Annotated in this window: 18 protein-coding genes; 9 read left to right on the plus strand and 9 right to left on the minus strand. The window is 61.2% G+C overall.

Going from position 1 to position 14202, the window contains the following annotated elements; translation table 11 throughout:
* Window positions 1-32: 32 nt before the first annotated feature.
* Together CKO11_RS12150 and CKO11_RS12155 are read left to right on the plus strand one after the other, a co-directional pair.
* Window positions 33-479, plus strand: coding sequence for a YcgN family cysteine cluster protein (locus CKO11_RS12150; protein ID WP_223639096.1), 447 nt, complete (start codon window positions 33-35; stop codon window positions 477-479).
* Window positions 480-1529, plus strand: coding sequence for a threonine aldolase family protein (locus CKO11_RS12155; RefSeq protein WP_223639099.1), 1050 nt, complete (start codon window positions 480-482; stop codon window positions 1527-1529).
* Window positions 1530-1532: 3 nt separating this feature from the next.
* On the opposite strand, the gene CKO11_RS12160 is transcribed toward CKO11_RS12155, so the two are convergent.
* Together CKO11_RS12160 and CKO11_RS12165 are read right to left on the minus strand one after the other, a co-directional pair.
* Window positions 1533-2258: an alpha/beta fold hydrolase gene (locus CKO11_RS12160; protein ID WP_223639102.1), complete on the minus strand. Its 726-nt coding sequence runs from the start codon at window positions 2256-2258 to the stop codon at window positions 1533-1535.
* Between the two features lie 39 nt (window positions 2259-2297).
* Window positions 2298-3317, minus strand: a complete 1020-nt coding sequence (locus CKO11_RS12165) for a ribose-phosphate pyrophosphokinase (RefSeq protein ID WP_223639105.1) — start codon at window positions 3315-3317, stop codon at window positions 2298-2300.
* Between the two features lie 111 nt (window positions 3318-3428).
* Here CKO11_RS12165 and CKO11_RS12170 point away from each other — a divergent pair, with 111 nt between their 5' ends.
* Together CKO11_RS12170 and CKO11_RS12175 are read left to right on the plus strand one after the other, a co-directional pair.
* Entirely contained in the window at window positions 3429-4028 is a 600-nt protein-coding gene (locus CKO11_RS12170) for a 2-hydroxychromene-2-carboxylate isomerase (protein ID WP_223639108.1), read from the plus strand.
* Complete coding sequence (locus CKO11_RS12175) at window positions 4028-4840, plus strand: alpha/beta fold hydrolase (RefSeq protein ID WP_223639111.1); 813 nt, start codon at window positions 4028-4030, stop codon at window positions 4838-4840. Before CKO11_RS12170 ends, CKO11_RS12175 begins: the two co-directional genes overlap by 1 nt.
* A gap of 21 nt (window positions 4841-4861) precedes the next feature.
* On the opposite strand, the gene CKO11_RS12180 is transcribed toward CKO11_RS12175, so the two are convergent.
* From CKO11_RS12180 to CKO11_RS12190, 3 genes are all read right to left on the minus strand, one after another.
* On the minus strand, window positions 4862-5926 hold the full coding sequence (locus CKO11_RS12180; protein WP_223639114.1) for a 5-(carboxyamino)imidazole ribonucleotide synthase: 1065 nt from the start codon (window positions 5924-5926) through the stop codon (window positions 4862-4864).
* The gene (gene purE, locus CKO11_RS12185; RefSeq protein ID WP_223639117.1) at window positions 5919-6404 is read right to left on the minus strand and encodes a 5-(carboxyamino)imidazole ribonucleotide mutase; all 486 of its coding nucleotides are present in this window, start codon (window positions 6402-6404) and stop codon (window positions 5919-5921) included. Before purE ends, CKO11_RS12180 begins: the two co-directional genes overlap by 8 nt.
* A gap of 85 nt (window positions 6405-6489) precedes the next feature.
* The gene (locus tag CKO11_RS12190) at window positions 6490-6720 is read right to left on the minus strand and encodes a YdcH family protein (RefSeq protein WP_223639120.1); all 231 of its coding nucleotides are present in this window, start codon (window positions 6718-6720) and stop codon (window positions 6490-6492) included.
* Window positions 6721-6938: 218 nt separating this feature from the next.
* On the opposite strand from CKO11_RS12190, the gene CKO11_RS12195 reads away from it, so the two are divergent.
* The 3 genes from CKO11_RS12195 to CKO11_RS12205 all read left to right on the plus strand — a co-directional run bounded on the left by CKO11_RS12195 (window position 6939) and on the right by CKO11_RS12205 (window position 8211).
* Window positions 6939-7352 (plus strand): Hsp20 family protein, encoded by a 414-nt coding sequence (locus CKO11_RS12195; protein WP_223639124.1) that lies wholly within the window; start codon window positions 6939-6941, stop codon window positions 7350-7352.
* Window positions 7353-7362: 10 nt separating this feature from the next.
* Window positions 7363-7602, plus strand: a complete 240-nt coding sequence (locus tag CKO11_RS12200) for a DUF1150 family protein (protein WP_223639127.1) — start codon at window positions 7363-7365, stop codon at window positions 7600-7602.
* A gap of 126 nt (window positions 7603-7728) precedes the next feature.
* Window positions 7729-8211 carry a cytochrome b gene (locus tag CKO11_RS12205; RefSeq protein WP_223639130.1) on the plus strand — a complete coding sequence of 161 codons (483 nt, stop codon included), beginning with the start codon at window positions 7729-7731 and terminating at the stop codon, window positions 8209-8211.
* Window positions 8212-8286: 75 nt separating this feature from the next.
* Here the strand turns inward: CKO11_RS12205 and CKO11_RS12210 are convergent, their stop codons facing one another.
* The gene (locus CKO11_RS12210) at window positions 8287-9999 is read right to left on the minus strand and encodes a bifunctional sulfate adenylyltransferase/adenylylsulfate kinase (RefSeq protein ID WP_223639133.1); all 1713 of its coding nucleotides are present in this window, start codon (window positions 9997-9999) and stop codon (window positions 8287-8289) included.
* A gap of 236 nt (window positions 10000-10235) precedes the next feature.
* Between CKO11_RS12210 and CKO11_RS12215 the strand changes: the two genes are divergently transcribed.
* The gene (locus CKO11_RS12215; protein WP_223639136.1) at window positions 10236-10703 is read left to right on the plus strand and encodes a hypothetical protein; all 468 of its coding nucleotides are present in this window, start codon (window positions 10236-10238) and stop codon (window positions 10701-10703) included.
* 82 nt (window positions 10704-10785) lie between these two features.
* Here the strand turns inward: CKO11_RS12215 and CKO11_RS12220 are convergent, their stop codons facing one another.
* On the minus strand, window positions 10786-11331 hold the full coding sequence (locus tag CKO11_RS12220; protein WP_223639138.1) for a VOC family protein: 546 nt from the start codon (window positions 11329-11331) through the stop codon (window positions 10786-10788).
* Between the two features lie 101 nt (window positions 11332-11432).
* Window positions 11433-12374 (minus strand): thioredoxin-disulfide reductase, encoded by a 942-nt coding sequence (trxB, locus tag CKO11_RS12225; protein WP_223639141.1) that lies wholly within the window; start codon window positions 12372-12374, stop codon window positions 11433-11435.
* A 186-nt stretch (window positions 12375-12560) separates the two neighbouring features.
* Here trxB and CKO11_RS12230 point away from each other — a divergent pair, with 186 nt between their 5' ends.
* Window positions 12561-13061: an Lrp/AsnC family transcriptional regulator gene (locus CKO11_RS12230; protein ID WP_223639143.1), complete on the plus strand. Its 501-nt coding sequence runs from the start codon at window positions 12561-12563 to the stop codon at window positions 13059-13061.
* Between the two features lie 148 nt (window positions 13062-13209).
* Here CKO11_RS12230 and CKO11_RS12235 read toward each other — a convergent pair whose 3' ends face one another.
* Window positions 13210-14181: a Gfo/Idh/MocA family protein gene (locus CKO11_RS12235; RefSeq protein ID WP_223639145.1), complete on the minus strand. Its 972-nt coding sequence runs from the start codon at window positions 14179-14181 to the stop codon at window positions 13210-13212.
* Between the last annotated feature and the right edge of the window lie 21 nt (window positions 14182-14202).

Consider the following 14202-nt stretch of genomic DNA (forward strand, 5'->3'; position numbering starts at 1 on the left):
CAATCCGGCTCGCATGCGTCAGGTTGCGCGCAATGACCACTCTGCGCCCGAAGTTCTGGACCCTGCCACTCACCGCCTTGCGCCCCGCCGAATGGGAGGCGCTTTGCGATGGCTGCGGTAAATGCTGTCTCAACAAGCTGGAATACGAAGATACGGGCGAACTGGAGTTCACCCGTGTGGCGTGCAAGTTGCTCGATGGCGACACTTGCCGCTGCATGAGCTACGACAATCGCCACGATTACGTGCCTGAATGTGTGCGGCTGACGCCGAAATCGCTCAAGAAAAGCGTCTATTGGATGCCGGTCACCTGTGCCTATCGGCTGCGCTGGGAAGATCAGCCGTTGCCGGACTGGCATTATCTGATCTCGGGCGCGCTTGAAACGGTGCATGAGGCTGGGCAATCGGTGCGCGGCTGGACCGTTTCCGAGGCGGTGGTGCCCGAGGATGATTGGCAAGATTACGTGATCGAGGATCTTTGAATGCACTTCGCCTCTGACAATACCGCAGGCGTGGCCCCTGCGATCATGGCGGCGCTTGCGGCGGCCAATACGGGCCATGTCGCCTCTTACGGGGCGGATGCGCACAGCAAAGCGGTGGTGACCCGCCTGCGCGAGATTTTTGAGGCCCCGGAGGCCGCCGTCTATCTGGTGCCCACCGGCACGGCGGCGAACGCTTTGGCCTGTGCGGCGCTCACCCAGCCGTGGGGTGCGATCTTCTGCCACCGCAACGCCCATATTGAAGAAGACGAATGCGGCGCGCCCGAGTTTTATACCGGCGGCTCCAAGCTTGTGTTGGTCGATGGGGCCGATGCCAAGATGGACCCGCAAGCGCTGCGCCGCACCATTGCCCATACCGGGCGCGGCGGTATTCACAATGTTCAGCGCGGCATGGTTTCGATCACCAATGCGACCGAAGCGGGTGCGATTTATACGCCCCAAGAGGTCGCCGCGCTTTGCGCCGTGGCGCAAGAGTTCAAGCTGCCCGTGCATATGGATGGTGCGCGTTTTGCCAATGCTTTGGTCAGTGCCGGCTGCACACCCGCCGAGATGACGTGGAAAGCGGGTGTGGAGGCGCTAAGCTTCGGCGGCACCAAAAACGGCTGCATGGGCGTGGAAGCGGTGATCTTGTTCAACCCCAAGCGCGCGTGGGAGTTTGAACTGCGCCGCAAGCGGGGCGGGCATCTGTTTTCCAAGCATCGGTTCTTGGCCGCGCAGATGATGGGCTATTTGCAGGATGATCTATGGCTGGATCTGGCGCGCCATGCCAATGCGATGGCGGCGAAGCTTTCGGCCGGGATCACTTCGGTGCCCGGCGCGCATCTGTTGCACCCGACCCAAGCGAATGAGGTTTTTGCGGCCTTCCCGCGGTCTGCGCATCGTCGGCTGCATGATGCGGGGGCAGCCTATTACCTCTGGCCCTTTGATCAGTCTTTGGAAGGCGAGGCGTCCGAGCCACTTTCGGCGCGCATGGTGACAAGCTGGGCCACGACGGAAGAAGAGATCGACACCTTCCTATCGCATCTGAAATAGAGCTTAGGGCAGGGCGAGCCGCTTGGCCGCCGCGCCCCAACTTGGCACCGGCTCAAATGCGCCGGTGTTCAAAAACGCCAACACTTCCACAATCACGCGCGGGTCATCCATCATCCATGTATGGGTGACCGGCAGCACGATGAAGTCCGCCATCCCCGCTTGTTTTGCGCTTTCAACCGAGACCTTGCCATCATCGGGGCCGGGGATCAGCCAAGAGGTGATCGGGTTCAGGCTGTCCTCTCCAGCGATCACAGCAAAGGCGAATTGTGGCTTGGGCAGTTGCGCGGGGGCATCGGTTTCATTGGTGCCAAGGCGCACACCTGCCGGGCCATTGAGCCAGCCAAACCAAGCCTTATCGCCAAAGGTATCCACGATTTCAGAGCCACCATTGGGCGGCGCCAACATCACTGCGCGGTGGATGCGCGCAGCGTTTGCGCCCCGCTCGGCCCAAAGCTGCAGCAAAATCCCGCCCATCGAATGGGTGACAACATCGACCCGTCCCGCACCGCATTGGGCGAGCCCGTCATCAATGCGCGCCGCCAAAGCCTCTAGCGGTTCCTCGGTCGAAGGGTAATCAAGGTTCACCACCTTGCGCCCCCGCGCCATCAGCACCTTTTCGAGCACGAATAAGGAGTTGGAGGAACGCGCGAGCCCATGCAGCAAAAGCGTGCAGTCCGCTGCGGCGGGTAGGGCGGACAACAGCAAAATGAAAAAGGCTCGGATCATCATGACCCGAGCCTTGAGCGATTTGGCGGTGCCTGTCCAGCTTTAGCCAGTGGAATAGAGCCCCTCGTAGATCGGCACCAAAGTGTCCGTCTCAAAGAGCGAGCTGACCGAGGTGCCCGACCACGTGTTCAAGATCGCTTGGGCGAACATCGGCGCGGTCGGCACGATCCGGATATTCGGGGCGTTTTTCACCGCTTCGGTCGGCTCGATGGAATCGGTGATCACCAGCGATTTCATCACCGATTTTGTGACGCGCTCAACCGCCGGACCCGACATCACACCATGGGTGATGTAGGAATGCACCTCGGTCGCGCCCGCTTCAATCAGCACTTCGGCGGCTTTGCACAAGGTGCCTGCGGTGTCGCAAAGGTCATCGACGATGATGCATTTCTTGCCGGTCACCTCACCGATCACCGTCATGCCGGCGACTTCGCCCGCCTTTTCGCGGCGTTTGTCTACAATGGCGAGCGGTGCGCCGATGCGCTTGGCCAGTTCACGGGCCCGCGCCACGCCGCCCACGTCGGGCGAGATCACCATCACATCGTCCAACTGGCCTTTGAAATGGTGCAAGATGTCGAGCGCAAAGACCGGGGCGGCGTAAAGGTTATCCACCGGAATGTCGAAGAAGCCTTGGATCTGCGTCGCGTGCAAATCGAGCGTCAGCACCCGATCCACGCCCGCCTCGGTCAACAGGTTCGCCACCAGCTTGGCCGAAATCGGCGTGCGGGCCTTGGCGCGGCGGTCTTGGCGGGCATAGCCGAAATAGGGAATGACAGCGGTGATGCGATCCGCCGACGAGCGTTTAAGCGCATCGGTCATAATCAGCAGTTCCATCAGGTTGTCATTCGCCGGGTTCGAGGTCGGCTGAATGATATACATGTCTTCGCCGCGGACGTTCTCATAGACCTCGACAAAGATTTCTTGATCGTTGAACCGTTCCACACGGGCGTCCACCAGACCCACCGACATGCCGCGATGCATCGACATGCGCCGCGCAATGGCTTGGGCAAGCGGGCGGTTGGCATTGCCGGAAATGAGCTTCGGTTCAGTCATCGCGGGCATCTTTCGTCCTTTCTGGGGTTCCGGCTGTTGGGCCACGGATTCGCCGGATTGCGCCTGCATTAGCACCGGGCTAGCCTGCCCGCAAACCTTGCACGACCGGGGAGCGATACTATGGCGCAGATCGACTACTTTTTCTCTGTTTTCAGCCCCTGGACCTATTTGGCCGGGGATCGGCTGGAACAGATCGCGGCGAAACATGGCGCGAGCATCACCTATAAGCCGCTTGATCTGCTCACGCTCTTTGATCGCACAGGCGGTGTGCGCCCCGCTGCGCGCCATCCCAGCCGGATGGAGTATCGGATGCAGGAGTTGGAGCGCTGGGCGAAACATCTGGGCAAAGAGATGGTGTTCAAACCCGCGGGCTATCCGCCCAATGGCGCACCGGCGTCATATGCGGTGATCGCGGCGCAGGCGGCGGGCGGCGGCGATTTGGGGGCCTTGGTGCAGGGGATCGCGCAAGCGGTCTGGGTCGAAGACCGCAATATCGGCGAAGATGACGTCTTGCGCGAAAAGCTTGAAGCGGCGGGGTTCGACTCGAACCTTGTCACCACCGGGCTTTTTACCGGCGCAATGGCCTATGAGAAAAACCTTGAAGAAGCGGTGGAGCGCGGGGTCTTTGGTTCGCCCTTCTACATTGTGGCCGAAAGCGATCAGCGCTTTTGGGGCCAAGATCGGCTTGATTTTCTTGACGCGCATCTGGGCATGTTGTGATGGCGCGCGATACGCGGTTGGGCCACGAGATTTACTGGCAAGAGATTGGGCAAGGGGAACGCCCGGCGCTTGCCATCCATTGCACTTTGGGCGCGTCGAGCCTGTGGGGGCCGGTGCTCGATCCCCTAACCGATGTCCTGACGACCACCGTGTTTGATCAGCCCGGCCATGGCCAATCCGGCCCGTGGATGGCGGCGGGGGCGGAGCCCGGGGCCTATCAAAAGCTGGTCACGCAATTGGCCGCTGGTTTCATCACCCGGCCCGTCGATTTGATCGGGCATAGTTTCGGCGCCTCGGTTGCGCTGCGCATCGCGGTGGGCGCACCCGAAGCCGTACGCTCGCTCACGCTGATCGAGCCGGTTCTCTTTAAATCGGTTGAGGGCAGCGCCGAATGGCGCGATTTGCGCGCTCATCAGGACAATTTCGAAGCCTTGATCGATAGCGGCGCCTATGAAGCCGCCGCCAAAGGTTTCATGCGTGATTGGGGCGCGGGCGTGCCGTGGGAGGCGCTGCCTGAACATCAACGCGAACGTTTTTGCACGCAAATGCCGATGGTGCGGAATATCTCCAGCGCCAATTTCGAAGACCCGGGTCAGATTTGGCGCGCCGATGGGCTTGAAGGGATCGATGCGCCGGTGATGCTGATCCATGGCGATCAAAGCCCGCCGATCGTCGCCAAGGTCTGCGCCGCGATGGCCGAGCGTTTGGCTGATGTGGGCACCGCCTGCATTCCGGGCGGGGGGCATATGCTGCCCGTCACCCATGCGGCGCAAGTCACCGATTTGATCGCCCTTAATCTGGAGCGCAGCTAGGGGCGCATCGGCGCCCCCCGCTTAGATCACGCGATTGACATGGCCCATCTTGCGGCCGGGCTTGGCCTCGGCCTTGCCGTAAAGATGGATTTGCGTGTTTTTCGCCTTGGCAAATTCGGGGATGCGATCCACGTCATCGCCGATCAGGTTGAGCATTTCCACATCGGCATAGCGTCCGCCATCGCCCAAGGGCCAGCCCGCGATCGCGCGAATATGCTGTTCGAACTGATCGACCGCACAGCCCGCTTGCGTCCAGTGCCCCGAATTGTGCACGCGCGGCGCGATTTCATTGACCACCAGCCCTTCGGGCGTCACGAACAGCTCCACCCCCAAAACGCCCACATAATCGAGCGCATTGAGGATGCGCGCCGCGATCAGAACCGCATCCGAGCGCAGATTGGGCGAGATACGGGCAGGCACGGTCGTTGTGTGCAGGATGCCCGACTTATGCACGTTTTCACCGGGGTCATAGCAGGCAACCGCGCCATCCAGCCCGCGCGCGGCAATCACCGAAATCTCGGCCGAGAAATTCACGAACCCTTCAAGCACAGCCGCGGCCCCGCCCATGGCCGCCAAAGCCTCTGCGGCTTCGGTGTCCGCCATGATCCGGGCCTGGCCTTTGCCATCATAGCCAAGGCGCGTGGTCTTCAAGATCGCGGGCGTGCCGATCTTCGCCAGCGCGGCTTCCAGCGTGGCGGCGTCATCCACTTGTGCCCAAGGTGCGGTGGTCAGGCCGATTTCATTGAGAAAGCTCTTTTCCAAGATCCGGTCTTGGCTGATCGCAAGCGCGCGCCGCCCCGGGCGGATCGGGCGCAGGCTTTCCAAAAGATCCAGCGCCGAGGTCGGGATGTTCTCAAACTCATAGGTGATGACATCGACGCCTTGCGCAAAGGCGCGCAGGCAAGCTTCATCCTCGTAAGGCGCGGTAAAGACCCGCTCGGCCACATGGCCCGCTGGCGCGCCTGCACCGGGTTCATAGATATGGCATTTCAGCCCCATGCGCGCCGCTGCGACCGAAAGCATCCGCCCTAGTTGCCCGCCACCCAAAATACCAATCGTCGCGCCCGGTTTCAGCATGTCAGTCATCTTTCGGTTCGTCGGGGATCGAAGCGGAAAGCGCATCGCGCCACGCATCAAGCCGCGTGGCCAGATCGGGATCTTGCAGCGCCAAAATCCCCGCCGCCATCAGCCCGGCATTGGCCGCGCCCGCTGCGCCAATCGCCATTGTGGCAACCGGAAAGCCCTTGGGCATCTGCACGATGGAATAAAGGCTGTCGACACCCGAAAGCGCGCGGGTCTGCACCGGCACGCCCACCACAGGCACACGGGTTTTCGACGCCATCATGCCGGGCAAATGTGCCGCGCCGCCCGCACCCGCGATGATCACCTGAAGACCGCGTTCGGCGGCGGTTTTGCCATAGGCCCAAAGCCGGTCCGGGGTGCGGTGTGCCGAGACGATCTTCGTTTCATAGGCGACACCCAGTTCATCAAGGATCGTCGCCGCTTCGCGCATGGTCGCCCAGTCCGACTGGCTGCCCATGATGATTCCAACTTTCACGCCCATCCGGTCCCCCAAATTCTGGAACCGGCACTATAGGCGGGTGGTCCGTGGGGGCAAGGGCCCGCCCGCACCCGGTGCGCCTTTGAGCTTAGGCGATAATATCGGGGGTCAGCCGGTCTTCGATCCGGGCGATCTGATCCTTCAGTGCAAGCTTTTGCTTTTTCAGCCGCACAAGGCGCAATTGGTCGGGGTGTGTGGCTTCGACAAGTGCGGTGATCGCCTCGTCAAGGTCGCGGTGTTCGCGCCGCAATACCTCTAGCTTGACCCGAAGCACCTCGTCCGAATTCATTTCCAAGGGCGTATCGCTATGGGCGTTCATGGCGGGGTTCCGGCAAAAGAGCAATGACATCACGGGCGGGCGAGTCGCCTGCCGTTTGAATGATTATAAGCGATTTCTGGCATTTGCGGAGGAAATTTCAAGGGCTGTGGCGGGGGGCAGCCTCTTGCGCCGCCGTATGGAGCCCCCATATCTTGCACACAGGGTTGCCGGATCGCGGGACCCTTCTTTGCAACGTCGCTTTCCAAAGGGCTTGCCAGATGACAAAACTGAGCTTTGGCGCACATCCTTACCTTTTGGGGTTCGATCAACTCGAACGCCTTGTCGAGCGGACAGCCAAATCCGGCTCCGACGCCTACCCGCCCTATAATATCGAGCAATCGGGGGCGGATGAATTCCGCATCACCTTGGCCGTGGCCGGCTTTGCCGAGGCCGATCTTGCCATCACCATGGAGGACCGCGCCTTGGTGATTCGTGGTCGTCAGGCCGAAGACGGGACCGAGCGCATTTTTTTGCACCGCGGGATTGCCGCGCGCGCATTTCAACGTAGCTTTGTCTTAGCAGACGGTGTCGAGGTGGCGGGAGCCGGGCTGGAAAACGGCCTTTTGCACATTGACCTAAAGCGGGCGCAGCCCGAGCCGGTCGTGCAATCGATTCCGATCCACACGAGGTAAGGGGAAAATCATGGATCATAAATTCGATTTCGGCCCCGCGATGGGCGGGGAAAGCAGCGAGCGTATCGTCTATGTGCGCCCCGTGGCTGTGGCAGACCTGCCCGAGGAAATTCGCCAGCAGGCGCGCGGGCTGACCCAGCTTTACGCGCTGCATGATGCCAATGGTGAACGGCTGGCGCTGGTGAAGGACCGCTGGATGGCCTTCCATCTGGCGCGCGAGAACGAGGCCGTGGCGTTGAGCGTGCACTGAGCCGGGCGCCCGAAAGCCGGGCCAAATCCCAGATCACGAAAACGTGGCGCCCGCAGCTTGCTGCGGGCGTGAAACTTTTTGGCCGCGCTTTGGTTGGGATGGGGAACCCCCAACAAGGAGGCCAAGATGTCATCGAAAACAACCTACGCCCCGACCCAGATTGCGCTGCATTGGGTGATTGTGGTGCTGTTCTATTTCAACTTTTTCGTGTCCGAAGGGATGGGGCGCGCGAATTATCAATTGCATTCGGGCCAGCCGGTGACGGGTTCTGTCGCCGATTGGCATATTCCGGTCGGGCTGACGCTTCTTGGCCTGATGATCTTGCGGTTGCTGCTGCGCTTGCGTGATGGCGTGCCTGCCCCCGCCGATGGCGGTGATCCGCGTTTGGCCAAATTGGCCGAGGCGCTGCATTGGGTGTTTTACGCGCTTTTGATCCTTGGTCCGATGGCGGGCGCAGCCTCTTGGTATTTCGGTATGCGCACGTTGGGCGAATGGCATGGCCCGATCATGACGCTCGCCTTCTTTTTGACCTTCGCCCATATCGGCGCGGCGCTTTATCACCAGTTCTGGCTCAAGGATAATCTGATCGCGCGGATGCGGGCCTCGTGACGCGATCATCGGCGCAAACAAAAGGAAACGCCCCGAAGCTTGGCTTCGGGGCGTTTGTTTTTCGTACCAGATGGATCAGCCTTTGATCAGGCCCATCGATTCCAGCTTCAAGATCACCTGATGCGCGCAGTGATCGACATCAAGCCCGGTCGTGTCGACCGCCAGTTCCGGGCTTGCGGGCACTTCATAGGGGTCGGAAATGCCGGTGAATTCCTTGATCTTGCCTTCGCGGGCCAGCTTATAAAGCCCCTTGCGGTCGCGCGCTTCGCATTCTTCAAGCGGCGTGGCCACATGCACTTCGACAAAGGCACCATAGGCTTCGATCATCTCGCGCACGGCGCGGCGGGTCGCCGTATAGGGCGCGATCGGCGCACAGATGGCGATGCCGCCGTTCTTGGTGATTTCCGACGCCACATAGCCGATGCGCTTGATGTTGATGTCGCGGTGCTCTTTCGAGAAGCCCAGTTCCGATGACAGATGCTTGCGCACCACATCGCCATCCAAAAGCGTCACCGGACGCCCGCCCATCTCCATCAGCTTCACCATCAACGCGTTGGCGATGGTCGACTTGCCCGAGCCCGACAGGCCCGTGAAGAACACGGTGAAGCCCTGTTTCGAGCGCGGCGGCGAGGTGCGGCGCAGTTCCGTCACCACTTCCGGGAACGAGAACCATTCCGGAATATCAAGCCCTTCGCGCAAACGGCGGCGCAGTTCGGTGCCCGAAATGTTCAGGATCGTGACTTGGTCCTTGTCGGCAATCTCGTCGGCGGGCTCATACTGGGCGCGTTCTTGCACATAGACCATGTGCTTGAAGTCCACCATCTGGATGCCGATTTCATCTTGATACTGGCGGAACAATTCCTGCGCATCATAGGGGCCATAGAAATCTTCGCCCGCCGAGTTTTTGCCCGGACCGGCGTGGTCGCGGCCAACGATCATATGGGTGCAGCCGTGATTGGCGCGGATCAGCCCGTGCCAAACCGCCTCACGCGGGCCCGCCATGCGCATCGCAAGGTTCAAAAGGCTCATCGTGGTGGTCGATTGCGGATATTTGTCGAGCACGGCCTCGTAGCAGCGCACGCGGGTGAAATGGTCCACATCGCCCGGTTTCGTCATGCCCACGACCGGGTGGATAAGCAGGTTCGCCTCGGCCTCGCGGGCGGCGCGGAAGGTCAGTTCCTGGTGCGCGCGATGCAGCGGGTTGCGGGTCTGGAAGGCGACGATCTTGCGCCAGCCCAGTTTGCGGAAATAGGCGCGCAATTCATTCGGCGTGTCGCGGCGGCCTTTGAAATCGTAGTGCACGGGCTGCTGAATGCCGGTGATCGGCCCGCCCAGATAGATATTGCCTGCGGTGTTGTGCAGGTAATTCACCGCCGGATGGGCCAGATCGTCGGCGCCAAAAACTTTCTCCGCCTCGCGCGCCTTGTTGGGCACCCATTTGTCGGTCACCGACAAGATCGCAAGGATCACACCTTCTTGGTCACGCAGCGCGATATCTTGACCGGCCTCGATGCCTTCGGCGAATTTCTCGTTCACGTCGAGCGTGATCGGCATCGGCCAAAGCGTGCCATCGGCGAGCCGCATGTTTTCGACGACACCGTTGTAATCTTCTTCCGACAAGAAGCCCTTAAGCGGGTTAAACCCGCCGTTCATAAGCAGTTCCAGATCGCAGATCTGGCGCGGGGTCAAATCCCACGACGGCAGATCGCCTGCCTCAACCTTAAGTTTCTGTGCGGATTCGTGGGAAACATAAAGCTCCGGAATAGGAGCGAGATTGGGAAGAGTCATCGCGGGACCTGCTTTCGCTTGTAAATACGGCGCGCCGGGGCGCTTGCGCGGGGCTTTGCCTGCCCTGACGCACTTTTTCAAGTAAAAGCACTGTAACACGCGCAAAAGAGGATCTTGTGCCACGTTTTTGCCGCGATGCAGAGAGTCTTTCCACAAACTGCGTCAAAGGAAGCCGTTTGTCGTGCAGCATCTTGGTGCTATCGTGGCCGGAAATTTACATATTCTAGGGGGAAGTCATGAGTCTGAAATCGAGTCTGACGCCGATCGTCGCCGGTTGGGTGTGGATCTCCGCCTGCGAGTTCGGCATCAACTCCTACTGGCTCAAGGGCCAGTGGGAAGATTATTTCGGCGCGCTGGGCACCGCTTACCCGGGTGAGCCGATGCAGCTTTTGGTCTGGGCTGGCTGGGCTTTGCTTTATGCGCTGACACTGCGGATGTTGCTGGCGCGCTTTGGCGGGCTGTTTGCCGGTCTGATCTCTTGGTTCATGGTGTTCGGTCTGACCTTCGTCGCGCTGGGCAACATCAACCTGATGTCGCAAGAATTTCTGATGCTTTTGGTGCCCGCGACGCTGGCCGAGGCCGTCTCGGCCGCATTGGTGATGAGCATGTTTGTCGCGATCAATCGCGCGCGCAAACGGGCCAACAAAAAGGCCAAGGAAAAGGCGAAAGCCGCCAAGGATGCGGGCACGCCGGTCGCCGCCTAAGCGCCGCTAAGACGCAATCGAAAAAACGCCCTCCCACCATCGGGAGGGCGTTTTTTTTGTCCTTTGGCTGCGGGGCCGCGTGTCAGCCGCGCCCCGGCAGTTTGCGGATACCCTTCGACAGCGCCGAGCCGCCCCATTCGGGATGGCGCCGCTCCTCTTTTTTCATCGCCCGCCACCAGCGCCAATAGGCGGCAGGTGTCGCGATGCGGGGAATATACGCCAATTCAAGGTGAAACCCGTTGATTGGATCGTCGAAAAATACCGCGTAATAGCCCGGGGCATACAGGTCATAGGCAGCGGGGGCATCGCTCACCGCCACCCCGCGCGGTATCAGGAAGTCATTATAAAAGCGGTCCACTTCGGCGCGCGAGCGGGCCCAAAGCGCAAGGTGGTGCAGCCCCACCGGGCGCGCGGCGAAGTCCATTTTTGCGCCCGACTGCGCCGGTTGCAGGCCGATATAGCTGTGCGGGAACGGCAGCCCTGCCATGTAATAGGTGGAGCGATAGCCGACATCGAGCGTCCAGAAACTGCTGTAGCCCAGCCAGCCGAACAACGCGTCGTAAAAGGCGACCGAGGCCTCGTAGTCGCGCACCGAGAGTTCGATATGGTTCACGCCGCGTCTGCGCATGCAAAGCCTCCTGTCGGTTTTGCTCACTCTGCGCGCGCGACCCGACAGGTCAATGACAAAGGCCGCCCGAGGGCGGCCTTTGATCGCCGGATTTCTTTGGTTTAGCCCTGCTCGCCCAGCCAGCGTTCGGCATCCAGCGCGGCCATGCAGCCCATGCCCGCCGAAGTCACGGCTTGGCGATAGACGTGGTCGGTCAGGTCGCCCGCGGCAAACACACCGGGGATCGAAGTGCGGGTGGTGCCCGGTTCGACCTTCACGTAGCCGCCGTGATGCAGCTCCAGCTGGTCTTTCACCAGTTCCGAGGCCGGGGCATGGCCAATCGCCACAAAGAACCCGTCGCAGGGGATTTCGCTCTCCACCCCGGTCTTGACGTTTTTCACCCGGCAGCCGGTGACGCCCAAGGGCGCCTCGGTGCCCAGAACCTCTTCCACCACGGTGTCCCAGACCACCTCGATTTTGGGGTTCTTCATCAGCCGCTCGATCAGGATCTTTTCGGCGCGGAAGCTGTCGCGGCGGTGGATCACGGTGACCTTGGTGGCGAAATTGGTCAGAAACATCGCTTCTTCCACGGCGGCATTGCCGCCGCCCACCACGACCACTTCCTTGCCGCGATAGAAGAATCCGTCGCACGTGGCACAGGCCGAGACGCCAAAGCCTTGGAACTTTTCTTCCGAAGGCAGGCCCAGCCAGCGTGCCTGTGCCCCGGTGGCCAAGATCACCGCATCGGCTTCATAGCGCGTGCCCGAATCGCTTTGCGCGACAAAGGGGCGTTGGCCCAGATCAAGCGAGGTGATCAGATCAGACACCACCTCTGCCCCCATCGCGCGGGCATGTTCTTCCATTTGCATCATCAGATCGGGGCCTTGCACCTCGGTCCGACCGGGCCAGTTTTCCACCTCGGTTGTGATCGTCAACTGCCCGCCCGGCTGCATGCCCTGCACCAGCACCGGGTTCAGCATCGCGCGCGAGGCATAAACCGCTGCCGTGTAGCCCGCCGGGCCGGAGCCAATGATCAGCACCTTCGTCTGCTTCGTCTCGCCCATGATCTGCTCCCTTGCTGTGTCCGTGCCCATATAAGCGGCGCGGGGCGCGGCGAAAAGCCCCCGGGCACGCGCCATGTCCGTAGCGGGTAGCTGGAAGTGGCGATTGCGCTTGCGCAGCGAGCGGCGAAACAATATTGCGCAACAAGGCGCCGATATATAAGGTTCGCACAACCAAGGAGGGAAAACATGGGCACGAGCAAGCTCGACGAGATCGACCGGAAGATTCTGGCCGAGCTTCAGGCCGATGGGCGCATGACCAACGTCGAACTGGCCAAGCGCGTGGGTATTTCGGCACCACCCTGCCTGCGCCGGGTGCGGACCTTGGAAGAGGCGGGCTATATTCGCGGCTACCATGCCGATGTAAACCCGCGCGAATTGGGCTTCGAGGTGCAGGTCTTTGCCATGGTGCGGCTGCACAGTCAGGCCGAATCGGATCTAAGCGCTTTTGAGCGCCGGTGTCAGGAATGGCCCTTGGTGCGCGAATGCCACATGCTCAATGGCGAGATCGATTTCGTGCTGAAATGCGCTGCGCCCGACCTGAGCACGTTCCAGAACTTCCTGACCGGGCAGTTGACGGCGGCGGAGAATGTGGCAAGCGTCAAGACATCGCTGGTGATCCGCTGTGCGAAAGACCAGCCCGGCGTGCCCTTTGACGTTCTGGAAGAGCGGCTTGCCAAACTGGCCTGAGCCACACCGATCATCTGATCGCAGCCGTTTGGCGGCGCAGGTCGAGGCGCAGGGGCGCTGCCCCTCTTTGCCCTGAGGGGCAAATTCGCCCCGGGATATTTGTACAAAGTCGAAGGGCCCATGCAGCAGGGCCCTTTGCTGTTTGGGCTTACACCTCGCCCGCGCGGACCATGTCGATCATCGCTTGCCCCCTTTGCGCGTCTTCCAGCGTCCATGGGTAGGGCGCGCCGGTGCGGATATGGGCAACAAAGGCCTCTACCTGAAGCACATATTGGTTCACCCCGGGGAAGCGGTGAGTTTCGGTGCCGGCCTTGGTGTGCAGATGCACCTGCGCCTCGCCAAAGACATTGGCGTTGAAGGGCGCGGTCAGGGTGATGCGCCCGGTTTCGCCCTGAAAGGTCACCTCTTGGCGCGGGAACAACCGGGTAGAGGTCAGCGCCGCGTAGCTGAAGGCCCCGCCCGGTCCCGCCATCTCGCCGCGCACTTGAGTATAGGTGTCGACCCCGTTTTCCCGCTTGATCAGCGCGCTCATTTCCACCGGCTCTGCCCGCGCCGCGAACCGGACCGAGGAATAGGCATAAACGCCGATGTCGGGGATCGACCCGCCGCCCACATCGGCGCGGTTGCGGATATTGTTCGGATCGGGATTGTCGAAGGTAAAGGCGACATCGGCATGTTTAAGCCGCCCGATGCGCCCGGTATCGAGCCAGTCGCGCACCAGATGCCACTGCGGATGATGCACGATCATATAGGCTTCGGTGGCAAACTTGCCGGCCGCGTCACGCGCGGCAATCAGCGGTTCGATCTGGGCGGCCGACATGGCAAGCGGCTTTTCGATCAACACATGTTTGCCCGCCGCCAGCGCTTTCAGCCCCCATTCGACATGCAGCGTGTTGGGCAACGGGATGTAGACGGCCTCAATCGTCGGATCGGCCAACAATGCATCGTAGCTGGAATGCACGGTTAGATCGGGGGCAAAGGCGGCAAAGCGCGCGGCTTTGTCGGGCGAAGTGGTGGCCAGCGCCGCAAGGCGCGCCCCTTTGGCGGCATGGATCGCGGGCCCCATATGTTCGGCTGCGAAATTCGCCGCACCCAAAATGCCCCAGTTCATCGGCTCCATAGTGCCCTCCTGTCTTGCGTC

Source organism: Rhodobacter sp. TJ_12 (assembly GCF_020023995.1).
Lineage (GTDB): Bacteria > Pseudomonadota > Alphaproteobacteria > Rhodobacterales > Rhodobacteraceae > Rhodobacter.